Origin of the sequence: Rhodospirillum sp. A1_3_36, assembly GCF_047263945.1 — a bacterium.
Taxonomy (GTDB): domain Bacteria; phylum Pseudomonadota; class Alphaproteobacteria; order Rhodospirillales; family Rhodospirillaceae; genus Rhodospirillum.
Map to the genome: position 1 here is coordinate 1 of NZ_JBLAVB010000027.1, position 22136 is coordinate 22136.

Below are 22136 nucleotides of genomic sequence, written 5' to 3' on the forward strand. Positions count from 1 at the left end.
CCGATCCGACTGGGGCTCGCAAATTCATGCCGGATACAGATCCGTCACCGGAACCGCCAGGCTCAAGGGGCAAGCGCCGCTGGACGCTATCCGCGATCTCATCCAGGGCAGTTTCGCACTCGCTTGACGCGCCTGCCGCCAACCCCGTGAGCAATTACGGGTGCAGAGCACTTCACCCAGAAGGGAATAAGAATTCAGGGTATTCGTGGCCTTGATAATCTTTCTCGCACTGATGCACATGCGGTTGAGCAGACTTTGATCAATTACTACGGGTTAGGCAAGAATGGCGGGACGTTGGTCAATAAGATCAAGTTGCGTATCTGACAGCACAGGGCCTCAGTCCTGCGGAAATTGAGAGTGCACTGACGCATTCAGATGACTCAGCGGTCAGCACACTAGGACATTGTTTATGCATCAACTTTCCAAACTTCGGCTGACGCCTTCGTTTGGGTCGATGCAAGAGAGTGCTCTGAGGCCAGGTTGGGCCACTTCTTGGCCACGCTCCATGACAGGAGGGCAGTCACGGGACTTCGCTCCGTCCCCCACTGGGGCCGTCCACCCCAACAAATCCCAAACTCTGTGGATGGCAAAGTCACAACTCGGCTGAAAGCTCTTTTGCCACGGCTTTCAGCTTGGGCAAGGATGCTTCCGCCATCGCATCGTCGAAGCGGTTCAGCATTCCGAAGGTGCTCAAGGTCGCGGCGATCTTGCCGGAAGCGTCGCGGATTGGAACGGATATGGCGCCGATCTCGGGCTCATTCTCGCCCTTATTGCGCGCAAACCCGCTGGCCGCAATCTCGTTCAACGCGCTCTCTGCGGGCAATTCGTGTTGTTGAGCCCACTTCAGCCGTTCCTGTACCCCCATGTCCGCAAGCCAGATTTTGCCCTGCGCGGTGGTCGCGACCGGGAGCACCGTGCCGATGCTGATATTGACCGATATCGGTCTTTTTGACATGGCCACTGATATGCAAGTCAGCCCCCTTCGGCTGAGGCGGCAAACCATCACGGATTCATTGAGAGCGTCCGCAAGCCGCCGGACATGCGGAATGGAGCGCGCCGCGAATTGATCGTTCCTCTCTGCCAGCCTGCCTAGGCCTTCAATGGCCGGACCAAGGCAGAAATATCCACGCCGGTAGCTCACAAGCGCGCCAACCTCTTCCAGTGTTACGAGAAACCGGTGGGCTGATGGAACATTTGTGTCCAGTTCGGCCGCGACGGTCGCGGCGGAAATCTCAGGCCGCTCATCGCTGAACAGCTGCAAAATCGCGAATGCTTTGACAATCGATCCGTTGATCGGTGTGGCCATGACCCGTCTCCATATCGTCCACCGTCCCTTTAGGAGCACATCCTTCAAGGGACAACAAACGATATTGACAGGCCCTCTTTAAAAAAATCAATATATGAGCATAATATTTCACATAATAAGAAATGTGACCGGAACTCGGTCAATTACAAGTTGGAGAGCGTTCACAAGCTGGAGGCTCCGGACAGGTAAGCGGGAGGAGAAACTGTACATGCTGACGAGAAGATCAATGATGGCCGCCATGATAAGCGGCATGATGATGGCCGGATGGCAAAGTGCTTATGCCGCCGAGTACGATTTTAAGCTCCATCATTTCCTTGGCGCCAACGCACCTGCCCAGACCCAGATGCTCGAGCCTTGGGCAAAGGCGGTTGAGGAAGCCTCCGGTGGCAAGGTCCACATTGAGATCTTCCCGAGCATGACGCTTGGTGGACGTCCGCCGGAGTTGATTTCCCAGGTCCGCGCCGGCGTGGTGGACCTGATTTGGACTGTGAACGGCTACACACCCGGCCTTTTTCCGCGCAGCGAGGTTTTTGAGCTCCCGACCGTGTTTAAGAACGATCCGGCCGCGACGAACCTTGCGATGCGCGAGATCTTCGAAAGCGACTTGAAGGACGACTATGTCGGCGTCGAAGTGATGTTCCTTCACGTCCATGCGGGCCAGGCAATCCACATGCGGGACACCGAAGTGCATGCTCCGGCGGACCTCGCTGGCAAGCGGATGCGCGTTCCGACACGGACCGGCGCCTGGGTCATTGAGTCGCTTGGCGCGACACCTGTGGCCATGCCGGTTCCCGAACTGCCGACCGCGCTGCAGAAGGGCGTTGTTGACGGAGCCTTCATTCCCTGGGAAATCATCGCGCCCCTGAAGATCCAGGAGCAGACCGAATACCAGATCGAAGGCGCGGACGAGAGCCGCTTCGGCAACACCGTCTTCCAGGTCTCCATGAACAAAGAGCGTTGGGACGGACTGCCCGCCGAAATTCAGGATGCTTTCCGCAAGGCATCCGACGAGGACTGGCTTCGTCAGGTTGGAGAGATCTGGCGCAAGTCCGACGACTTCGGCATCGACCTTGCCGTCAAGAGCGGCAACAAACACGTCGTGCTGACGCCTGAAGAAACCGCCGTCTTTGACGAAGCCGTCCGCCCTGTTGTCGACCGCTGGGTTGAGGAGGCCGGCACGAAGGGCATCGACGGCGCGGCGCTCGTCGAAAAGGCGCGTGCGGCCACTGCCGCAAACGCGACACGCTGATGACAACAAACGCTCCATGCCACAGCACCGGCTTTGCCGGTGCTGTCCGCCGAACCGCCGTAGGATGGGCATTGCTTGGTGGCCACGTCCTGCTGGCGGTGGTCGGTGTCAACATCCTCTCTGTCATCGGCATACCCTTCGGGTTTTCGTTCCCCGGAGACTTTGAACTGACCGAGATGGGGGTGGCGGTCGCGGCCTTCACCTTCCTGCCCTACTGCCAGATTGCCAGCGCGAACGTGACAGCGGATATTTTTACCTCAGGCGCATCACCCAGGGTGACGGCTCTCCTCACGTTCGCGGGAGCGTGCGTCGCATTCGCTTTCAGCATCATTCTGCTCTGGCGGATGTATCTCGGCATGCTCGATCAGAAAAACTACGACTATACTACAACGATCCTTCAGATCCCTCAGTGGCTGGCTTTCATCCCTATTCTCATATCCCTTGCCCTTCTGGTGCTCTCGTCGCTCGTCAGCGTGCGGGAGGAATGGGCGAAGGCAAGATCGGGAGTTGACCATGTCTGAGGCGCTCCTCCTCGGCGTTGGAGGCCTTGCCGCTCTGTTCCTCCTGATTGGCCTGCGCATGCCGATCGCCTACGCCATGATCCTTGTCGGTGGCTTGGGAACCATGTTGATTAACGGCCCGGCGCTGATGCTCAACCAGATCAACACGCTCGCTTACGGCCAGTTCTCCATCTACGACCTGTCTGTGGTGCCGACGTTTGTTTTGATGGGCGCGATTGCTTCCAGGATAGGGCTGTCACAGGCCCTGTTCCGGGCAGCCAATGCCTGGCTCGGCTGGCTTCCGGGCGGAACCGCCATGGCTGCGATCGCAGGGTGTGCCGGGTTCGGAGCTGTCTGCGGGTCCTCTCTTGCAACCGCATCGACCATGGGCAAGGTCGCCCTTCCGGAACTGCGCCGGTACAACTACTCCCATGCGCTGTCGACCGGTACCCTGGCCGCAGGCGGTGTTCTCGGCATTCTGATCCCCCCTTCGGTGGTGCTGATCATCTACGCGATCACCGTCGAGGCCAACATCGTCACCATGTTCATGGCGGCGTTCATCCCGGGTGCGCTGGCTGTCATTCTGTTCATCGCCACCATTGCCATCTACGTTGCGATCCGTCCGGAGGCCGGTCCCAAGGGCGGCAAGCCGTCCAGACAGGAATTCCGCGACGCCACCCTTGGCATGACGCCGGTTCTGATCATCTTCGGTATGGTGATCGGAGGCATCTATCTCGGCCTCTTCAATCCCACGCCGGCCGCCGCTGTCGGTGTTTTCCTGGTGCTGGTGCTCGGACTGTTGCAGCGGCGTCTCACCTACTCGGACCTGAAAGTCTGTCTGCTGGAAACGGCTTCAACCACAGGCATGATCTACCTCATCCTGCTTGGCGCCGAGATGCTCAAGATCTTTATGGCCCGCTCCGGCCTCCCTCAGGAGGCCGCGCTTTGGATTGCCCAATCCGGTCTGCCGCCGATGACTGTTCTGGCGGTCATGCTGATCGCGCTGATCCTTCTGGGCTGCCTGATGGACTCCCTGTCGATGATCCTGCTGGTCATCCCATTCTTCTGGCCCGCCCTGGTTGCGGTCAACGGCGGCATTTATCAACTGGCCGACGGTTCGGGCTTCGGAATGAGCACCGAGGACCTCAAGGTCTGGTTCGGGATTCTCTCCTTAATCGTGGTCGAGCTCGGGCTGATCACCCCGCCGGTCGGTATGAATGTCTTCGTCATTTCCTCAATTGCGCGGGATGTGCCGATGACCGAGACCTTCAAGGGGGTCATGCCTTTCTTCTGCGCTGAAGTGGTGCGTGTGATCATCCTTCTGAGCTTTCCCATCCTCACCCTCTGGCTGCCCGCTATTCTGCGGTAGGGGCCGACAAGCTACACGAACAGCCTGGGTCTCTCCGGGCGGCAAAAAGAGGAAAATCACCATGACATGGGCAATCTTGGGTGCTGGAGCGCTTGGCTCGGTCATCGGCGCGGAACTTTTCAAAGGGGGCGCCGATATCGTTCTTCTCGACACGAACGATGCACATTTGACGGCCATCCAGTCCAAGGGGCTGCGGGTCGATTGGGACGACAAGACAGACTATTTGCCGGTCCCGGCCATGCGCCCGGTGGATGCTCCCGAACTGGACCTTGTGATCTTGCTGACGAAGACCATGCATTCGCAGGCTGCACTCGCGAGCATTGAACCGTCGATCGCGGCGGGGGCCTGCGTTCTGACGCTTCAGAACGGTCTCGGCAATGTGGAACAGATCCGCAGTCAGGTTCCGGATGAACAGATTCTTTATGGCTGCACGATGACCCCCGGCGATCTGCGCGGTCCGGGTCATGTGGTCAGCCATGGAATAGCCTACACACCCTTTGCGCCGCTGACGGAGAACCCGGCTGCCAAACGTGTTGCGGATCAGCTTGTGGCTCGCGGATTCGAGAAGACAAGCAAGGCTGCCGCCAAAATCTGGGAGAAAGCATCCTTCAACTGCGCGATGAATGCGATGGCGGTTCTTGGCGAAGGACCTGTCGGCCTGATCGCGGAATTCGTGGGCGGTGCGCTTGCCTGCCAAATCGCGAATGAGGTGCTTGATGTCGCGGCTGCGGACGGTGTTGTAACGGACCGGGATGCGGTCGCCGCGCAGATCGACTTTGCGCTCGAAAAGCACACCGCGCACAAACCTTCCATGCTCCAGGATATCGAAGCGGGACGGGCGACGGAAATCGAGGCTCTGAACGGCTATGCCGCCACAAGGGGCACAGCGCTCGGCGTTCCAGTGCCGCTGAACACCCTTCTTGCCTCCCTGGTCCGGATGAAACAGCACCAAAGACTGGCCTGATCCGGAGAGGCTGTTACCGGAAGAGCAGGATGGCGATCGACTCTCGGGCGTTTATGAGATTTGTTGCGCCAGTACCCAAAATAGGAGAAATGGATATTAGATTGCCTTTTAGAGAGCAGCGTGGAGCTGGGTCACTCTCGTATTGACAAGATGATCGCCCTGTCGTTACCGTATTTGCCAATTAACGAACCCGTCGTTCGAAACAGGATTGTGACCGCGATTGCGGGCAAGGCCTGAGTGCTTCCAGGGAGACCTGGATGCCCTCAGGCTTTTTTATTGCCTAAATTCTGTCGGCAAGCCTCTGAGAGCGATCTGTAAACAGAATCTGGGGAGGTTTTTATGGATCACGCGAGCACCGCGCGTCAGATCGTCGATGCTGTTGGCGGAGCAGCCAATATCGTCGACGCAGAGCATTGCATGACGCGGCTTCGACTCACTCTCGATGACGTCGCCAAGGCTGATGCCGAACGTATTCAGTCCGTTCCGGGCGTGCTTGGCACGCTTACGCGCGCCGGGCAGTTTCAGGTTGTCCTGGGCGCCGTCGTTGCCCCGGTCAGCGCCGAAGTCAAGGCGCTTATCGAGGAGGCCAAGAAGCCAGCCGCACCGAGCGCTGCCCCAGCTTCTCCCCAGCCAGCTTCTCCCCAGCCAGCTTCTCCCCAGCCAGCTTCTCCCCAGACTGCAGCTTTTGGTTACGACCAGCTTGCCGCCGCAATCATCGAGAACGTTGGCGGTTCAGGGAACGTCAAGGCGCTTGAACATTGTTCGACCCGCCTGCGCTTCTCCCTGGTCGATCCGTCCCGTGCCAAGGTCGATAAGCTCAAGGGCATCAAGGGTGTGCTCGGTGTCGTAACCGCCGCACAGACGCAGGTCATCATCGGCAACGACGTGGTCGAGGTCTACAGAGCGATCCAGCGCGCTTTCCCCAAGCTCGGCAAAGCCGCTGCGGCCGCCGGGGCGGGCACCAGCGGAAAGCAGGGTTTTGGCGCCATCTTGATCGACTTTGTGATCGGTGTCTTCCAGCCGTTGGTTCCGGCCATTGCCGGCGCAGGCATGCTGAAGGCGCTCCTGCTGCTGCTGTCCTTCTTCAACGTCGTGGATACCCAGGCCGACACCTATCAGGTGCTGCTGCAGATCTCGAACGGCGTCTTTTACTTCCTTGGCTTCATGGTGGCCGTCACGACGGCGACCAAGCTGAACATCGACAGGCTTGTTGCAATTGCCGCTGTCGCCCCGATGCTGTTGCCGTCGTTCACGGCAGTGATGGGCAAGGGCATCACCGTCTTCGGCGTCGGCATCACCAATGTGCACTACAGCGCCCAGGTGTTCCCGGCGATCCTGACGGTCCTGTTCCTGGCTTTGAACTGGCATTTCTGGACGCGCTACGTCCCTAAGGTCATCCGCATCTTCGCCGTTCCCATGCTCAGCCTGTTGGTGACGGTTCCGGTGTCGTTGACTGTCCTTGGTCCAGCCGGTTTCTTGGTCGGATCCTACCTTACGACCGGCGTCCTGTGGACCCACGATCACATCGGCTGGGTGGCGACGGCCGGCATGGCCATGGCCCTCCCGTTCCTGGTGTCGCTGGGCATGCACAAGCCGTTCCTTCCCTACGTGATTTCGCAGCTTGGCGCCGGCAAGCCCGATCCGTTCTACAATGCCGCCCATCTGGCGCATAACATCGCCGAAGCTGGTGCGGCCTTCGGTGTCGCCATCCGCACCCGGAACAACGAACTCAGGGCGACCGGTTTCTCCGTCGGAATCTCGGCCCTGTTTGGCATCACCGAGCCGGCTCTCTACGGCCTGACGCTGCAAAACAAGCGGGTTTTGTGGAGCGTGCTCGGCGGTGCACTGGTCGGCGGCCTCTATCTCGGTCTGACGCATGTCACCGGTCATGTGGCTGCCGGGCCTGGTCTCGCCACCATGGCCGTCTTCGTCTCCCCAGAGAACCCACAGAACATTCTCAATGCCATGGTCGGTGCCGTTGTCGCCTTCGTCGTGTCGCTGTCGCTGTCGCTTGTTCTCTGGCGCGACGCGGGTCAGACGGGCGACGAGGACGCGGCTGTCCCCGATGGGGGAACCAATGCGCCGGTCTTTGCCACCGGTCCGGTTCGCGACCTTGTCGCTCCCATGTCGGGCGCGATCATCCCCCTGCCGAAGGTGCGCGACGATGCCTTCTCGGCGCGCATGCTGGGTGACGGCATCGCCATCCGCCCGACAGACGGCCGCGTCCTCTCTCCTGCCGACGGTGTCGTCAGTGCCGTGGCCGGTCACGCGATCACGCTCCTGACCGACGATGGTCTGGAACTGCTCATCCACGTCGGGATCGATACGGTCAAGGCCGAAACGAGCCTGTTCAGGTCGCATGTCAAGCCGGAGGACCGCGTGAAGGCTGGCCAGTTGCTCCTCGAAGCCGACATTGAGGGCATCCGCAAGGCTGGCTATGACACCACGACCCCGATCATCGTCCGCAACTCCGCGAACTATTCGCTGAAAGCAGTCGCCCAGTCTGCGGTAGCGGTCGGCGAACGGTTGATGGAGATCGGTCAGCGGCAACCCGCTGCGGTTTAATCGGAGCAGTCTCGCCGACGGTTTTGTGCCGGCGGGACGACCTCCGCGTCGTCGTTGCATCACCGCTCCTCGTGCAGTGATGCAACGACGAGCGGGACGCAGACCCAAATAAAAGGCAAGTTGACATTGCCGCGACCAGGGACGCATGGGGAGGGCAGAGTGAAAGTCATCAAGGTCTTCAATCACAATGTTGTCCTGGCAAGGGACGACGACGGCAAGGACGTCGTCGTGCAGGGGAAGGGCCTCGGCTATAACCGGCGCAATGGCGATAACCTCGACGCCGCCAAGATCGAGCGTCGTTTCCTGCCGGCCGCCACGACCTCCACGACCCAGTTGGCAGGGCTTGTTGCCGAGATTCCGATTGAGCACATCGTGATCGCCGAAGAGGTGCTGCGTCTGGCACGCACCCAGCTTTCCGCGCAGCTCGATGATCGGGCGCTGATCGCGCTTGCCGATCACATTTCCTTTGCCATCCAGCGACAGCACCAGGGCGAACCGATCGAATATCCGCTCGCCTCTGAAGTCCGCCTGCTCTACCCGCGCGAAGTTTCGCTGGGCACCGCCGTTCTGGACCTGATCGAGAACCGGTCCGGCGTCCGCTTGCCAGCGCTTGAGGCGGTGTCGCTCGCCATGCATTTCGTCAATGCTCAGGTTGGCGTTCGCCCGATGGGCGAGATGGTCCGCATGACCGAGATGCTGCGCTCGGTGGTGAACATCATCCAGACCAACCTTGGGCTCATCCTCTCCGAGGGCTCCATCGAACTCGCCCGGCTCGCCGCGCATCTTCGATATCTCTTCCTCGACCATGCTCGCGGTGGCCGCCGGACGCTTCCGGTCGGCGATCTCGCCAGCACATTCAAGACCCAGGATGCCCGCATCTACGACTGCGCGCTGGCCGTCACCGACCTGATGGCGCGTGAGATGAATTGGACCATCCACGAGGACGAAACCCTCTACATCGCTCTGCACATCTACCGGTTCGCCGACCGGTCAGGCGGGTAGGGTGGGTCCGATCCGTTCCTTTGCTGATTGAGAAAGGCCCGACTGTGTCCAACCTTCATGTTTACTCTCCGCTCTCCGGTCGTGCGCTCTCGCTGGAGGACTCTCCTGATCCCGTCTTTGCCGCTGGCATGGTTGGTGGCGGGCTGGCGGTCGATCCCGACCAGGGCGAGCTGCGATCGCCCTGCACCGGCGTTGTCGTGGCCACCCACGAGTCCGGGCATGCGGTGACCGTGCGCTCTGACGAAGGGCTGGACGTGCTGATGCATGTCGGCGTCGAGACCGTGAGCCTGCGTGGTGTCGGCTTCACGTCTCATGTGCGCGAGGGACAGCGCGTGACCACGGGCGATCTCCTCGTCGCCTTTGACATTGCGGCCATCAAGCCGAAGGTTCCCTCGCTGATATCGATGGTGATCGTCACCAATGGCGACTCCTTTAAGATCGTGACGGCGAACAGCTCCGGTCACATCGGATTTGGCGATGTCGCCCTGACCGTGATCCCCGCCAACGGTGCCTCGGAGGAGTCTGCCGACGCGCAGGATGTCGCCTCACTGTCTGCCGTATTGCGCATCCCGCACGGGCTGCATGCCCGCCCCGCAGCGCAGCTTGTTATGGCTGCCAAGGCCCATGCGGGCAGCGTGACAGTCACAGCGAACGGCAAGAGCGCCAATGCCAAGAGCGTTGTTGGCCTGATGGGCCTGGGCACGCGCTTCGGAGACAGGCTGAACATTCGTGTCGAAGGCGCCGGAGCGGAGGCGACTGCCGAAACATTGCTGGATCTCATCCTCACCGGTCTCGGCGACACCATCACCGACCGTGCCGACGATGAGCCCTTGCCCCCGGTTGCCTGGCCCACTCCCGTCGACGCGCTTGTGGCCGAAAGTGAGCCCTTCCAGCCTGGTGCCAATGCCGTCGTGCGTGGGCGGTCGGCGGTGTCCGGCGTCGCGCTCGGTGCCATCGTCCGCTACCACCGCACGGTTATGGACCTGCCAGAGGATGGTGACGGCGTCGAGACGGAGCGGCTTCGTCTCAAGCGGGCGCTGAGCGAGGTGTCCGACCGGCTGACAGGCGAGACGGCTGCCGCACGTGCCGGCATCGTCGAGGCTCATCGGGAAATTCTCGGCGATCCCGAACTCATAGCGGCTGCCGAAGCGGATATCGCGGCCGGTCGTTCCGCTGAGCGCGCTTGGGCCAATGCTTGCGGTCGCCAGGCAGAGCTTCTCGCTGGTCTGGCCGATGCGCGGCTCGCCGAGCGGGTGGCCGACATGCGCGACGTTTCCGCGCGGGTGATTGCCGCGCTTTCCGGCAGGGACAACAGGGTGAAACTTGCCAGCCTGCCAGCGGGGTCTGTCGTGCTGGCCGATGAAGTCCTGCCGTCTGAAACCGACGGCCTCGCGGCCGGACATCTCGCCGCCATCCTGATGCGGGACGGCGGACCGACGTCGCATGCCGCTGTCATTGCCGCAGGCCTCGGCATCCCGACCATCGTCGCGCTCGGCCCGGACGCGGATCGCATTCCAGACGGGGCTGACGTCATTGTCGACGCCGGGCTTGGCAATGTCACGGTCTTCCCGACGGATGCAGGCGTCGCGGCGGTGCGCAGTCGCATCGCCGAACGGGTGGAACGGAAGGCCGTGCAGCGAGCCGCCGCCACCAGTGCATGCCGACTTGCCGATGGCCGGCGCATTGAGGTGTTCGGCAACCTTGGTCGAGTGGGCGAGGGGGCCGCCGCTGCCGCCGAAGGCGCCGAGGGCTGTGGTCTGCTGCGCTCGGAATTCCTGTTCCAGGATCGCCCTAGCGCTCCCACCGAGGACGAACAGCATGCCGATTACCAGGCAATCGCCGATGAACTTGGCGGTCGTCCGCTGGTCATCCGAACGCTGGATGTCGGCGGCGACAAGCCGCTTGCCTATTTGCCCCTGCCCAAGGAGGAAAACCCCTTTCTCGGTTTGCGCGGCGTTCGCGTTTCGCTGGCCAAGCCTGATCTTCTGCGGGTCCAGATCCGCGCCATCCTGCGCGTGAAGCCCTATGGCGTCGCCCGTGTCATGGTTCCGATGGTGTCGTCGGTCTCGGAAATGCAGGCGGTCCGCACCTTGGTCGATGAGGAGATGAAGGCGCTTGGGCGGGTCGAGCCGATCGAAATCGGCGCGATGATCGAGGTTCCTGCGGCGGCGGTGGCAGCGCGGCAGCTGGCGGAAGTGTGCGACTTCTTCTCCGTCGGCACGAATGATCTCACTCAGTATGCGCTTGCCATGGATCGCGGCAATCCGGCGGTGGCCGCTGGCGTCGACGCGCTGCATCCCGGTGTTCTTGGCCTCATTCGCATCGCCTGCGACGGTGCCGCCAGCAAGGGACGGCCTGTCGCCGTCTGCGGCGGTGCTGCCTCCGATCCGCTGGCCGCGTCGATCCTGGTCGGCCTCGGCGTGACGGAACTCTCGGCCGCGCCGGCAGCCATTCCCGAAATCAAGGCGACGCTGTCAGCGTTGTCCTTCGCCACCTGCAAGGCGCTGGCCGACGAGGCACTGGCGGCCAATGGACCGGACGCGGTCCGTGCCCTGGCCCTCGGCCGGGTCGCCTGAAAAACACATCAAGGAGAATAGCATGAGCAAGACCCGTTTCCCCGACGGCTTCCTGTGGGGAGGCGCGCTCGCCGCCAATCAGTGCGAAGGTGCCTGGAATTTCGGCGGCAAGGGGCTCTCGGTGGCCGACTGCGCCATCTACCGGTCCAACATGGATCCGAAGGACTACAAGGCGCTGCATCACATCACCAGCGAGGCCATCGCCGCCGCCGAAGCCTGCACCGAGGTGGGTCCCTATTCGAAGCGTCGGGGCATCGACTTCTATCACCGCTATCGCGAGGACCTCGATCTCCTCGCCGAGATGGGCTTCAAGGTGCTGCGCGTCTCGATCCAGTGGACGCGCATCTTCCCGAAGGGCATCGAGACCGAGCCCAACGAAGTCGGCCTTGCCTTCTACGAAAGCCTTTTCACGGAGATGCGCGCGCGCGGCATCGAGCCGCTGGTGACGCTGCACCACTACGAGATGCCCCTTTATCTCGTGAACCACCATGATGGCTGGTATCGCCGTGAAGTGGTCGATTTCTTCCTGCGCTTCACCGAGGCGGTGTTCAGCCGGTACAAGCACCTTGTGACATATTGGCTCTCCTTCAACGAGATCGACAGCGCGTTCCGCCATCCCTTCTCCACCATGGGCATCTGCGAGGATCGCTATCCCCGCGAGAAGCTGGAGGAAGTCATCTGGCAGGGCCTGCATCACCAACTGGTGGCGAGCGCCCTGGCCACCAAGCAGCTTCACGCGATCATTCCGGGCGCCCAGATGGGCTGCATGGTGACGAGCCTGCTCTCCTATCCGGAGACCTGCCATCCGGCCAACTGCCTGAAGGCGATGTACGACAACCGTGACAACATGACGACCTCGGACGTGCAGGTGTTCGGCTCCTACCCGCCGTCCGCCTTAAGCGCCTGGAAGAAGCGCAACATCAAGGTGACGATGCTGCCGGGCGACGCGGACATCCTCAAGGCCAATCCTGTCGATTTCGTCTCGTTCAGCTATTACATGTCGATGGTCTCATCCATCAACGCCGCCGAGCGCGAAAAGGTCGGCGGCAATGTCACGTCTGGCGTCAAGAATCCTTATCTGCCTGTCTCGGATTGGGGCTGGCAGATCGACCCGACAGGATTACAGATCGCCCTTGTCGAGATGTATGACCGCTACCGCAAGCCGCTGTTCATCGTCGAGAACGGCCTTGGTGCGCGCGACAAGCTCGTGGGCGGCACGGTCGAGGATGACTACCGCGTTGCCTATCTCGACGGCCACATCCGTGCCATAGGCGATGCGCTCGACGAGGGCGTCGACGTCATGGGCTACACGGCTTGGGGCTGCATCGACAGCGTATCGCTTTCTACCAGCCAAATGAGCAAGCGGTATGGCTTCATCTATGTGGACTGCGATGACGAAGGGCAGGGTACCTTCGACCGCTACCGAAAGAAGTCTTTTGGTTGGTATCGCGACGTGATCGCCAGCAATGGCGCCGGCCTGTGAGAGAAGAACGGAGAGGCATCCAGAGTGGTCGCGGGCACGCCAATGATGGGCGGCTCCTATGAGCAGGAGAGATAGAGGATTCGTGATGATCAGCACGTTTGAGCTCCCGGGAACGTCCTGCCTTGAGCAGGGCGTTAGCCAGGACGATCATTTTTCACATGATGGTGGCCGGAAGGATCTGCCGCCGCTTGATCGGCTCCCGCCCGCCCTGGGTAACGACACCGTTCAGAGTGTCGCAAGTACGTTAGCATAGAGGGTCTTGATCGCCACGAAACGCATCGTTGGCTGCGTGACCGCCTCGGTGATCGCTTCGGCGTCGGCCATGTCCGTCTTGCCCCGCTTGACATAGGGTTTCACATAGGCCGCTGGCATCAGTTTGACGATGTGCCCCAGTTTGCTGATCTCCCTGCCCCAGTAATGGGCCGTGCCGCATGCTTCCATGTCTACAAGGCAAGGAGTAATACCAAGCGGCGCGGGTTGAAACCCAGGCCGCTTTTCTTGCGTTCAAACGCCAGGCGGGCTTTTACGCGCCATAAGGCGCGGCGGCCACTTGGCCGCTTCCAAGGTGCGGTGAGGCAAACTCACCGCACCTTGGTATCAGCGCGCTGAAAAATCGTAATACGTCGCTTCGGCGAAGACGCCGACGGACGAGAACCTCGCCTGTCGCGCCAATGCCGTGAACCTGAAAAACCGACTTCGCCAGATCCAGATCAACTGTCGTAATCTGTTCCATGGACGGTTCCTTTCATGGGGATCGCTTGAACAACGACCCCATCCTGGCTCAATCCGGTTGAAAAGGGGCCGTCCACCTCATTACCTCTTCAATGATCGGAACTTCATTTCAATGGACCGGTACAGGAGCAAGCCGAGCTGCGCGTTTTATAGCCCGTGTCCACTTTTTCGGGGAAAGGTCACATCACTGCGTCACCCAAAATCGGCCATGGTTCGATATGATCCGGTATTGGTCCCACCCGAGCCCGCCATGCCGGATTCAGGCGTGCCACCAACGGTCAGGTCAATGCCGCCACATTACAGTCCCTGGGGATTGCGGGGATCAATGCCCCCCGCGTTCGACATCTCGGCGAATGGCCGAGGGAGATTGACCATACTGCTCTGAAAAACAAAATGAAAAATAGGAACCCGAACGGAACCCCGTCGCAACGGCGACATCCAGCGTCGACATGTTGCTGTGCAAAAGCAGGTCGCGCGCACGCTCCAACCGCTTTGTCTTGCAATATTTGGATGGCGTCATCCCGACGTATTTCAGAAAAAGTCGCTCCAAGGTGCGTCGGCTCGACCCGACCGCGTCGGCCAAGGCGCCCGGAGACATGGGGTTTTCCATGTTTTCGGCGATCAACGCCACGGCCAGGCGCACCTGCCTAGGGGCGGTACTGAGCGGCGTGTCGCTCCCGGAATGCTGGGGGAACACGCCTGAGCGCACCCGATCATTCTGTAACTGATTGGCAATGGCGCGCACCAACCATTGGCCATGGTCCGCGGCGATAATCCCCAGGAACAAATCAAAGGAAGACAATCCCCCCGCGCAGGTCATGATCCCCCCATCGATTTCATAAATCGCCGAGGTCAGATCGATATCGGGAAATTCTTCCACGAAGGCCGGTTTTCCCTCCCAATGGATGGTGCAACGCGCCGTCCCCAGAAGACCCGCGCGCGCCAGGAAGATGGTTCCCATGGATATGGCCCCCATCTTTACACCGGACCGGAACCGCTTGTTCAGGAAAGCATTCAAGCGGCTCTGATTCCGCGCGGTCAGACTCAGCCCGGCGCAGACAAAGGTATAATCGGGCATGGGCCCCGCTCCGAACCCGTGGGTGCCGGAGATTTCCAAGCCGTTCGATGCCTGGGCCGGTTGTCCGTCCTCGCTTGTAATGGACCAACCGTACAGGTCGCGCCCAACAATACGGTTCGCGACCCGCAACGGTTCGATGGCCGAAATCACCGACATCATCGAAAACGCATGCATCAAGACGAATTCGAAAATTTTTGGTTCCGTTTCGGTGCCCATCGAATGGTATGGCTCCTACCCCATGCGTTCGGAAGCATAGCTGCCCGGCGACGCCGGGAAAACCACGGTCTTATTGCCATTAAGAAAAACCCTATGGTGGATATGGGCGTGAACCGCCCGGGCCAAAACCTGGCTTTCCACGTCGCGACCCAGGGAGACGTAGTCGTCCGGGCTTTGGGCGTGGGTCACGCGGATGGTATCCTGCTCGATGATCGGGCCTTCGTCGAGATCGGCGGTGACATAGTGGGAGGTCGCGCCGATCAGCTTCACGCCGCGTTCGTAGGCCTGCTTGTAAGGGTTCGCCCCCTTGAAGGACGGCAGAAAGGAGTGGTGGATGTTGATGATCCGACCGGACATCTTCTTGCACATGGCGTCGGACAGAACCTGCATGTAGCGGGCGAGCACAATCAACTCGGTGCCGCTATCCTCGACGATTCGCATCTGGGCGGCTTCGGCCTCGGGCTTGTTCTCCTTGGTCACCTTGATGCAGTGGAAGGGGATGTCGTGATTTACGACGACCTTCTGGTAATCCATGTGGTTGGAGATGACCGCGACGATCTCGATGGGCAGAGCCCCGATACGCCACCGGTACAGCAGGTCGTTCAGGCAGTGTCCGAAGCGGGACACCATGATGATGACCTTCATCTTTTCCTTTTCGTCGTGGAACGTGAAGGCCATGTCGAAGGCCTTGGCGGTTGCGCCGAATTCCTTGATCAGATTGTCCAGATCCTTTCCCTCCTCCGACGTGAAGCTGACCCGCATGAAGAAGCGGCCAGTCTGGACGTCGTCGAATTGGGAGCTGTCGGTAATGTTGCAGCCATTCCGCGCGAGATAGCCAGCGATGGCCGCCACGATGCCGCGGGTCGTCGCGCAGGTGACGGTGAGGCAATAGGTGTTCATTGAATTCTCCGATCGATCATCGGTGATCTCGGGCAAGGACAGGCCCTCTGGGGTCCTGCCGGGTCATCCCGAAGCGGGTGGGGGGGATGGGGAGGGTCTTGAAAGAACCAGAAGGCGAGTGCGAAGGAAAAGTTCCCTCACGCCGTCAGGCCTTCCGGCTCGGGCAAACCATTGGCCCGATGGCAGGCGATCAGGGTATTGGCCAGCAGGCAGGCGATGGTCATGGGACCGACGCCACCGGGCACGGGCGTGATCGCCCCGGCCACGGCTGCGGCGCTTTCATAATGGACATCGCCCACCAGTCGGGTCTTGCCCTCGCCCTTGTCCGGGGCGGGAACCCGGTTGATGCCCACGTCAATGACGGTGGCGCCGGGCTTCACCCAGTCGCCGGGGATCATTTCCGGACGACCGACGGCCGCGACCAGGATGTCGGCGCGGCGGCAGACCTCGGCCAGATCCTTGGTGCGGCTATGGGCGATGGTGACCGTGCAATTATCGCCCAACAGAAGCTGGGCCATGGGCTTGCCCACGATGTTGGAGCGACCGACAACCACGGCGTTCAGCCCGGCCAGGGAGCCCAGGTGGTCGCGCAGCATCATCAGGCAACCCAACGGAGTGCAGGGAACCATGGCCTTCTGGCCGGTGCCGAGAAGACCGACGTTGGAGATGTGGAACCCGTCCACGTCCTTGGCCGGATCGATGGAATTGATCACCAGGTCCGAATTCAGGTGCCCGGGCAGGGGCAACTGAACCAGGATGCCATGGATGGCGGGGTCCGCGTTCAACTGATTGATCAGGGCGAGCAGGTCCGCTTCGGACGTATCGGCGGGCAGTTTGTGCCCATGGCTGTTCATGCCGACCTCGAGGGTCTGCTTGCCCTTGTTGCGCACATAGACCTGCGAGGCCGGATCCTCCCCCACCAGCACGACGGCCAGTCCCGGAGTGATCCCTCGTTCCTTCAGACCCGCCACGAAACCCGCCACCCGACCGCGAACTTTCTCCGCGAAAGCCTTGCCGTCGATGATCGTGGTCGTCATGCTCCTCTTCTCCTTTTTAAACAGCGCGGTCGGACCGCGTTTTAGCGGTCGTCAGGGCGAGGGTGGTGTTCAAGCGCATTTCCAGGGCATGGGCCAGCGATACGGCGAAGGATCGCCCCACCAACAGGGTGTAGGCGCGGCCCGGGTCCCGACAAAGCAGGAAACACCCCATATGCTCCATGACCGTGCGCGCGGCCCCTCCCGCGCCCATGGCGCGGATATCCAGGCTGGTCAAACCTTCGAGGACCGTTTCAAGCCCCTCTCCGGTCAGGTCGAAGGCGACCCACCCGTCGGTCTGATCGGTTACCGCAGCGCGCTCGCCCAGGGCCGAGGTCAGGTCGGCGGCCAGATCCTCGTGGGTCTGGAGCGGCGCCATGACCATCCACTGATCGGGCCCCGTCCAGAAGGTCGTCACCCCCGCGTCCTCGCGCAGGCCTCCGACCCCGGGAAGAGGACATCCAAGGATGGTGGTCGACGGGTTGTGGACATCCGTCCATTCGACCCGGGCGGCCAAGGAAGACAAGGCCAGATCCGTCCGCTCCACCACCCGGTAAGCACCGATGGTTCGGATCCGTGGTTCCGCCGCGCCAAAGGCCGACCGGGCGTTCAATCGAAAATCAGACACGAAGGCGCTCCCCTTCCGGATCGATGAAATGGGGACCAACCACCTTGGCGCGGACGGACTGTCCTTGCAGGGGATTGGCCACGGTGATCACGTCTCCAAGTCGCTTGTCGCCTTCCTTGAGGAAGGCCAGGGCGATCGATTTGCCCAGGTGGGGCGAATGGGCCGCAGAGGAAACCCATCCCTGGTCGTTGGTGGCCTCCGCCCGATCTCCCTCGGTGAAAAGATGCGACCCCGCGGTCAGGGGACCATCCAGGGACTCAAGCCCCACCAGGCGGATTCCATCCTCTCCGGCGAGCCCGGGGCGGCGGGACAGAACCGTGCCGATCGCGTCCTTCTTGGACGAAACCAAGCGCCCCATGCCCAAATGATCGGCGGAGGTCTGACCATTGAGTTCGTTGCCTGCGGCATGACCCTTTTCAATGCGCAGAACCCCCAGGGCTTCAGTGCCATAGGCTATCACGCCAAACTCGGCTCCGGCCTCCATCAGCACCCGCATCAGGGCATCGCCATGGCGCGTGGGCACGGCGACCTCGTAGGCGAGTTCCCCGGAGAAGGAAATGCGGAACAGGCGCGCCCGCGTTCCCCCACAGATCCGGATGGCACCGCAGGCCATGTACCCAAAGGCTTCATTGGAAATATCGAACTCGGGGTCCACGATCTTTCGCAGCAGGTCACGGGCCCGGGGACCGGCGACGGAGTATTGGGCCCAGGCATCCGTGGTGGAAATCAGGTGGACATCCAACTCCGGACACAGACATTGGCGCACGAATTCCATGTGCCGATAGACGGGACCGGCCTGGGCCGTGGTGGTGGTGACCACGAAATGGTCCTCCGCCAACCGGGCGGCGGTGCCGTCATCCATGGCGAAGCCATCCTCGCGGAGCATCAGGCCGTACCGGACCTTCCCCAGGGGCAGCTTGGCGAAGCCGTTGCAGTAGATGACGTCGAGGAACCGGGCGGCGTCCCGCCCCTGAACATCCACCTTGCCCAGGGTCGTCACGTCGCAGACCCCAACGGCGCGGCGCACGGTCAAAACCTCTCGGTCCACGGTGTCCCGCCAGGTCTTTTCCCCGGGTCTGGGAAAGTACTGGGCCCGCAACCATGCTCCCACTTCCACGAATGCCGCCCCTTGTTCCTCGGCCCAATGGTGGCTGGGCGTTCGGCGAACGGGACGGAAATCCTTCCCCCGCGAGCGCCCGGCCAAGGCACCGATGGCCACCGGCGTGTAGGGGGGACGGAACACGGTGGTCCCCGTCTCCGGAATGGACTTGCCGGTCAATTCCGCCATGACCGCCAGCCCCGTCACATTGGCGGTCTTGCCCTGGTCCGTGGCCATGCCCAGGGTGGTGTACCGCTTCAGGTGCTCAACGGAACGGAACCCTTCCTTGTGGGCCAGGGTGATGTCCTTGACCGTCACGTCATTCTGAAAGTCGACCCAAGCCCGGCCCTTCTCGCCACCCACATGCCAGAACGGTGTGATCGCCAAGGGAGCGTCCTCGGCCGTGGGCGTCGCGGCGGCTTGGGCGCGGAATCCCAGGTCGCCGAGGGCCTTCGCGGCCCCTTCCGCCCCACCGGTCAGAGCGCCATGGGTAGAAAAGACTCCCGCCGCAGCGCCCGCCACGGACAGTCCAGGGGGCAAGCGCGGCCCCGGCGAAAAGAGGCCCTGGCCATCATCCCACACCGGCCGATTTCCCTGGTGGCAGGTCAGCGCCAGGTTGGGGTTCCAGCCTCCCGAAACGCCCAGGCTTCCACAGGCCAGCCACTCCGTCCCGCCATCGGCTCGCCGGATCCGCGCCTCGCGCAGACCGCGACGCCCCCGACTGTCGATCACGACCGCGCCCGCGTGGAGCGGGTAGTCCCCCAAGGCCTTGGCCCCGGGTCGAACATCCACCACCGCAGTGACCGCGACGCCCTTGGCCATCAAGTCCACGGCGGTTCGATGACCGTCATCGTTGTTGGTGAAAATCGCCACCCGATCCGCCGGGCAGGCCGCCCAACGGTTCGCATAGGCGCGCATGGCGCCGGCCAGCATGATTCCGGGCCGGTCGTTGTTGGCGAAGGCCATGGGCCGTTCGATGGCCCCGGCGCACAACAGCGAACGCTTGGCGTAAATCTTCCAGAAGGTCTGCCGCGGCACGGCCCCATCAACCGTCGCGAGGTGATCGGTCACCCGCTCGACGGCGCCATGGACGCCGTGGTCGAAGGCTCCGATCACGGAGGTCCGACGCAAAATTCGGACGCGGTCGGACGCCTCCAGTTCGGCCAGAGTCGCCGACACCCACTCTCCGGCGGGTGCGTCGTCGAGAACCTGGCGATCCTTGGTCAGACGCCCGCCAAGCACGAAATCCTCGTCGGCGAGAACAACCCGGGCACCGCTCCGCGCCGCAGTCAGGGCCGCAGACAGGCCCGCCGGACCCGCGCCGATAACAAGCAGGTCACAATGGAGGAAGCCCTTGTCGTAAACATCCGGGTCCGCGAGACCCGACAGGGATCCCAAGCCCGCCGCGCGGCGGATCATGGGCTCGTAGACCTTTTCCCAGAAGGCCGCAGGCCACATGAAGGTCTTGTAGTAGAAGCCTGCGGTCAGGAAGGGCGCCACCCTGTCGTTGATCGCCAGGGCATCGAAAGCCAGGGACGGCCACCGGTTCTGACTCTTGGCCTCGAGCCCATCGAACAACTCTGCCACCGTGGCCCGGGTGTTGGGTTCCCGATGGGCGCCACCGCGCAATTCCACCAGGGCGTTGGGTTCCTCCGACCCGGCGGAGAATACCCCTCGCGGTCGGTGGTACTTAAAGCTCCGCCCCACGAGGCGAACCCCGTTGGCCAACAGGGCCGAGGCCAGGGTATCGCCGGGGTGACCCTGGTAGGTCTTGCCGTCGAAGGTGAAGGACCAGGTCCGCGACCGGTCGATCAGACCACCGGAAAGCCGTGTCATCGCGCCGCCCTCCGCTTGGCCAGGACCACATCCCGGGCGAACTCGGCCTTGAGAATTTCATGGGTCAGGGTGTCGCGCGTGACCACCAGCCAGGAGCGATCGCCCTGTTCGTGAAACCACAGTTCGCGCTGGACCCCGGCGATATTGTCGCGCGGGTAGGTGTACTCGTAAAAGGCCGCTTGCGCGCCTTCGCTCATGCCATCGGGGCGATCCAGAAGACAGGCGTCGCCCAAGTAGGTGAATTCCCCGGCGTCGCGGGGTCCGAGAAGGGGATGAGGAATCAGCATGATGGATCTCTCAGTGCAGATTGGGCCGGGCGCCGACGCCCTTTTCGTCGATCACATGACCGCTTTCGAAGCGCCTCAGGGAAAAGGCGGCGGCTGTCTCATGGGATGTGTCGGTCGCCAACAGATGGGCGAAGGCGTACCCCGAGGCGGGAGTCGCCTTGAAGCCGCCGTAACACCAGCCACCATTGAAGTAGAGCCCCTCCACGGGTGTCCGATCGATGATCGGCGAGCCATCCATGGACATGTCCACCAGACCGCCCCACATGCGCAGCAGGCGGGCCCGACCGATCAAGGGCATGATCGCCATGCCGCCTTCGCACACATCTTCCACCACCGGAAGGTTGCCCCGCTGGGCGTAGGTGTTGTAGCCGTCGATATCGCCGCCAAAGACCAATCCGCCCTTGTCGGACTGACTGACATAGAAATGTCCGGCGCCGAAGGTAATTACCCCGGGCAGGATCGGCTTCAACCCTTCGGAGACGAAGGCCTGCAGCACATGGCTTTCAATGGGCAGGCGCATCCCTGCCATGGCCATGACCCGACTGGACGATCCGGCCACGGCCACGCCCACTTTTTTCGCGCCAATGACGCCTCGGGTGGTCTCGACGCCGACGACCCGCCCCCCCTCGACACGGAAGCCCGTGACCTCGCAATTCTGAATGATGTCCACGCCCATGCGGTCGGCGGACCGGGCATAGCCCCAGGCCACGGCGTCGTGGCGGACCGTGCCACCACGACGGTGCATCAAGGCCCCCTTTATGGGGAAACGGGCGTTGTCGAAGTCCAGGAATGGCGCTTCCCGACGCACGCCTTCGACGTCCAGCAATTCCGCGTCGGCCCCATGGAGAATCATGGCATTGCCCCGCCGCCGATAGGCGTCGCGCTGGCCATCGGTGTGGATCAAGTTCATGATCCCCCGCTGGCTGACCATCGCGTTGTAGTTCAGGTCCTGTTCCAGGCCCTCCCACAAATTCAGGGAAAAGGCATAGAAGGGTTCATTCCCCGGCAACAGGTAGTTGGCGCGAATGATCGTGGTGTTGCGACCCACGTTGCCACCACCGATCCAGCCCTTTTCCAGGACGGCGACACGGCTTTGTCGATACACCTTGGCCAGATAGTGCGCCGTCGCCAGACCATGGCCACCACCACCGACGATAACGATGTCGTAGTCGGATTGGGGGGCCGCGTCGCGCCATGCGGGCTTCCACCCCTTGTGCCCGGTAAGGGCCTCCTTGATCACCCTAAATCCTGAATATGCCAAGACCGTCGCCTCCATGAAATCTGGAGACAGATTGCCCGATTCACCGGCGCC

Annotated in this window: 16 protein-coding genes and 1 pseudogene; 8 read left to right on the forward strand and 9 right to left on the reverse strand. The window is 61.9% G+C overall.

Annotation, left to right across the window (positions count from 1 at the left end):
- Window positions 1–592: 592 nt before the first annotated feature.
- The gene (locus tag ACLIRY_RS24415) at window positions 593–1306 is read right to left on the reverse strand and encodes an IclR family transcriptional regulator (protein ID WP_413208037.1); all 714 of its coding nucleotides are present in this window, start codon (window positions 1304–1306) and stop codon (window positions 593–595) included.
- Window positions 1307–1514: 208 nt separating this feature from the next.
- Between ACLIRY_RS24415 and ACLIRY_RS24420 the strand changes: the two genes are divergently transcribed.
- The 8 genes from ACLIRY_RS24420 (at window position 1515) to ACLIRY_RS24455 (ending at window position 13014) form a co-directional block, all read left to right on the forward strand.
- Window positions 1515–2555, forward strand: a complete 1041-nt coding sequence (locus ACLIRY_RS24420; RefSeq protein ID WP_413208038.1) for a TRAP transporter substrate-binding protein — start codon at window positions 1515–1517, stop codon at window positions 2553–2555.
- Window positions 2555–3076, forward strand: a complete 522-nt coding sequence (locus tag ACLIRY_RS24425) for a TRAP transporter small permease (protein WP_413208039.1) — start codon at window positions 2555–2557, stop codon at window positions 3074–3076. The genes ACLIRY_RS24420 and ACLIRY_RS24425 overlap by 1 nt, the downstream gene beginning before the upstream one ends.
- Window positions 3069–4424, forward strand: a complete 1356-nt coding sequence (locus tag ACLIRY_RS24430; RefSeq protein WP_413208040.1) for a TRAP transporter large permease — start codon at window positions 3069–3071, stop codon at window positions 4422–4424. The genes ACLIRY_RS24425 and ACLIRY_RS24430 overlap by 8 nt, the downstream gene beginning before the upstream one ends.
- A gap of 61 nt (window positions 4425–4485) precedes the next feature.
- Window positions 4486–5388 carry a ketopantoate reductase family protein gene (locus ACLIRY_RS24435; RefSeq protein ID WP_413208041.1) on the forward strand — a complete coding sequence of 301 codons (903 nt, stop codon included), beginning with the start codon at window positions 4486–4488 and terminating at the stop codon, window positions 5386–5388.
- Between the two features lie 339 nt (window positions 5389–5727).
- The gene (locus tag ACLIRY_RS24440; RefSeq protein ID WP_413208042.1) at window positions 5728–7953 is read left to right on the forward strand and encodes a glucose PTS transporter subunit IIA; all 2226 of its coding nucleotides are present in this window, start codon (window positions 5728–5730) and stop codon (window positions 7951–7953) included.
- 159 nt (window positions 7954–8112) lie between these two features.
- On the forward strand, window positions 8113–8955 hold the full coding sequence (locus ACLIRY_RS24445) for a PRD domain-containing protein (protein ID WP_413208043.1): 843 nt from the start codon (window positions 8113–8115) through the stop codon (window positions 8953–8955).
- Between the two features lie 20 nt (window positions 8956–8975).
- Window positions 8976–11531, forward strand: a complete 2556-nt coding sequence (gene ptsP / locus ACLIRY_RS24450; protein WP_413208044.1) for a phosphoenolpyruvate--protein phosphotransferase — start codon at window positions 8976–8978, stop codon at window positions 11529–11531.
- Between the two features lie 22 nt (window positions 11532–11553).
- Window positions 11554–13014 (forward strand): glycoside hydrolase family 1 protein, encoded by a 1461-nt coding sequence (locus ACLIRY_RS24455; protein WP_413208045.1) that lies wholly within the window; start codon window positions 11554–11556, stop codon window positions 13012–13014.
- A gap of 252 nt (window positions 13015–13266) precedes the next feature.
- Here the strand turns inward: ACLIRY_RS24455 and ACLIRY_RS24460 are convergent.
- The 8 genes and pseudogenes from ACLIRY_RS24460 to ACLIRY_RS24495 all read right to left on the reverse strand — a co-directional run.
- A pseudogene (locus tag ACLIRY_RS24460) lies at window positions 13267–13747 on the reverse strand (hypothetical protein); the annotation flags it as partial.
- A 321-nt stretch (window positions 13748–14068) separates the two neighbouring features.
- On the reverse strand, window positions 14069–15040 hold the full coding sequence (locus tag ACLIRY_RS24465) for a GlxA family transcriptional regulator (protein ID WP_413208046.1): 972 nt from the start codon (window positions 15038–15040) through the stop codon (window positions 14069–14071).
- A gap of 15 nt (window positions 15041–15055) precedes the next feature.
- On the reverse strand, window positions 15056–15940 hold the full coding sequence (gene purU / locus ACLIRY_RS24470; protein WP_413208047.1) for a formyltetrahydrofolate deformylase: 885 nt from the start codon (window positions 15938–15940) through the stop codon (window positions 15056–15058).
- A gap of 137 nt (window positions 15941–16077) precedes the next feature.
- Window positions 16078–16977, reverse strand: coding sequence for a bifunctional methylenetetrahydrofolate dehydrogenase/methenyltetrahydrofolate cyclohydrolase FolD (gene folD / locus ACLIRY_RS24475; RefSeq protein WP_413208048.1), 900 nt, complete (start codon window positions 16975–16977; stop codon window positions 16078–16080).
- A gap of 16 nt (window positions 16978–16993) precedes the next feature.
- Window positions 16994–17602 (reverse strand): sarcosine oxidase subunit gamma, encoded by a 609-nt coding sequence (locus ACLIRY_RS24480; RefSeq protein ID WP_413208049.1) that lies wholly within the window; start codon window positions 17600–17602, stop codon window positions 16994–16996.
- The gene (locus tag ACLIRY_RS24485) at window positions 17595–20537 is read right to left on the reverse strand and encodes a sarcosine oxidase subunit alpha family protein (RefSeq protein ID WP_413208050.1); all 2943 of its coding nucleotides are present in this window, start codon (window positions 20535–20537) and stop codon (window positions 17595–17597) included. Before ACLIRY_RS24485 ends, ACLIRY_RS24480 begins: the two co-directional genes overlap by 8 nt.
- Complete coding sequence (locus tag ACLIRY_RS24490) at window positions 20534–20824, reverse strand: sarcosine oxidase subunit delta (protein ID WP_413208051.1); 291 nt, start codon at window positions 20822–20824, stop codon at window positions 20534–20536. The genes ACLIRY_RS24485 and ACLIRY_RS24490 overlap by 4 nt, the downstream gene beginning before the upstream one ends.
- Before the next feature lie 10 nt (window positions 20825–20834).
- Entirely contained in the window at window positions 20835–22085 is a 1251-nt protein-coding gene (locus ACLIRY_RS24495; protein WP_413208052.1) for a sarcosine oxidase subunit beta family protein, read from the reverse strand.
- Between the last annotated feature and the right edge of the window lie 51 nt (window positions 22086–22136).

Bases quoted from the DNA above. Each gene is read 5' to 3' on its own strand.
- ACLIRY_RS24485 (WP_413208050.1), bottom strand. From the start codon at position 20,537: ATGACACGGCTTTCCGGTGGTCTGATCGACCGGTCGCGGACCTGGTCC.
- ACLIRY_RS24430 (WP_413208040.1), top strand. From the start codon at position 3,069: ATGTCTGAGGCGCTCCTCCTCGGCGTTGGAGGCCTTGCCGCTCTGTTC.
- ACLIRY_RS24490 (WP_413208051.1), bottom strand. From the start codon at position 20,824: ATGCTGATTCCTCATCCCCTTCTCGGACCCCGCGACGCCGGGGAATTC.
- ACLIRY_RS24425 (WP_413208039.1), top strand. From the start codon at position 2,555: ATGACAACAAACGCTCCATGCCACAGCACCGGCTTTGCCGGTGCTGTC.
- ACLIRY_RS24415 (WP_413208037.1), bottom strand. From the start codon at position 1,306: ATGGCCACACCGATCAACGGATCGATTGTCAAAGCATTCGCGATTTTG.
- purU (WP_413208047.1), bottom strand. From the start codon at position 15,940: ATGAACACCTATTGCCTCACCGTCACCTGCGCGACGACCCGCGGCATC.
- folD (WP_413208048.1), bottom strand. From the start codon at position 16,977: ATGACGACCACGATCATCGACGGCAAGGCTTTCGCGGAGAAAGTTCGC.
- ACLIRY_RS24440 (WP_413208042.1), top strand. From the start codon at position 5,728: ATGGATCACGCGAGCACCGCGCGTCAGATCGTCGATGCTGTTGGCGGA.
- ACLIRY_RS24465 (WP_413208046.1), bottom strand. From the start codon at position 15,040: ATGGGCACCGAAACGGAACCAAAAATTTTCGAATTCGTCTTGATGCAT.
- ACLIRY_RS24435 (WP_413208041.1), top strand. From the start codon at position 4,486: ATGACATGGGCAATCTTGGGTGCTGGAGCGCTTGGCTCGGTCATCGGC.
- ACLIRY_RS24420 (WP_413208038.1), top strand. From the start codon at position 1,515: ATGCTGACGAGAAGATCAATGATGGCCGCCATGATAAGCGGCATGATG.
- ACLIRY_RS24455 (WP_413208045.1), top strand. From the start codon at position 11,554: ATGAGCAAGACCCGTTTCCCCGACGGCTTCCTGTGGGGAGGCGCGCTC.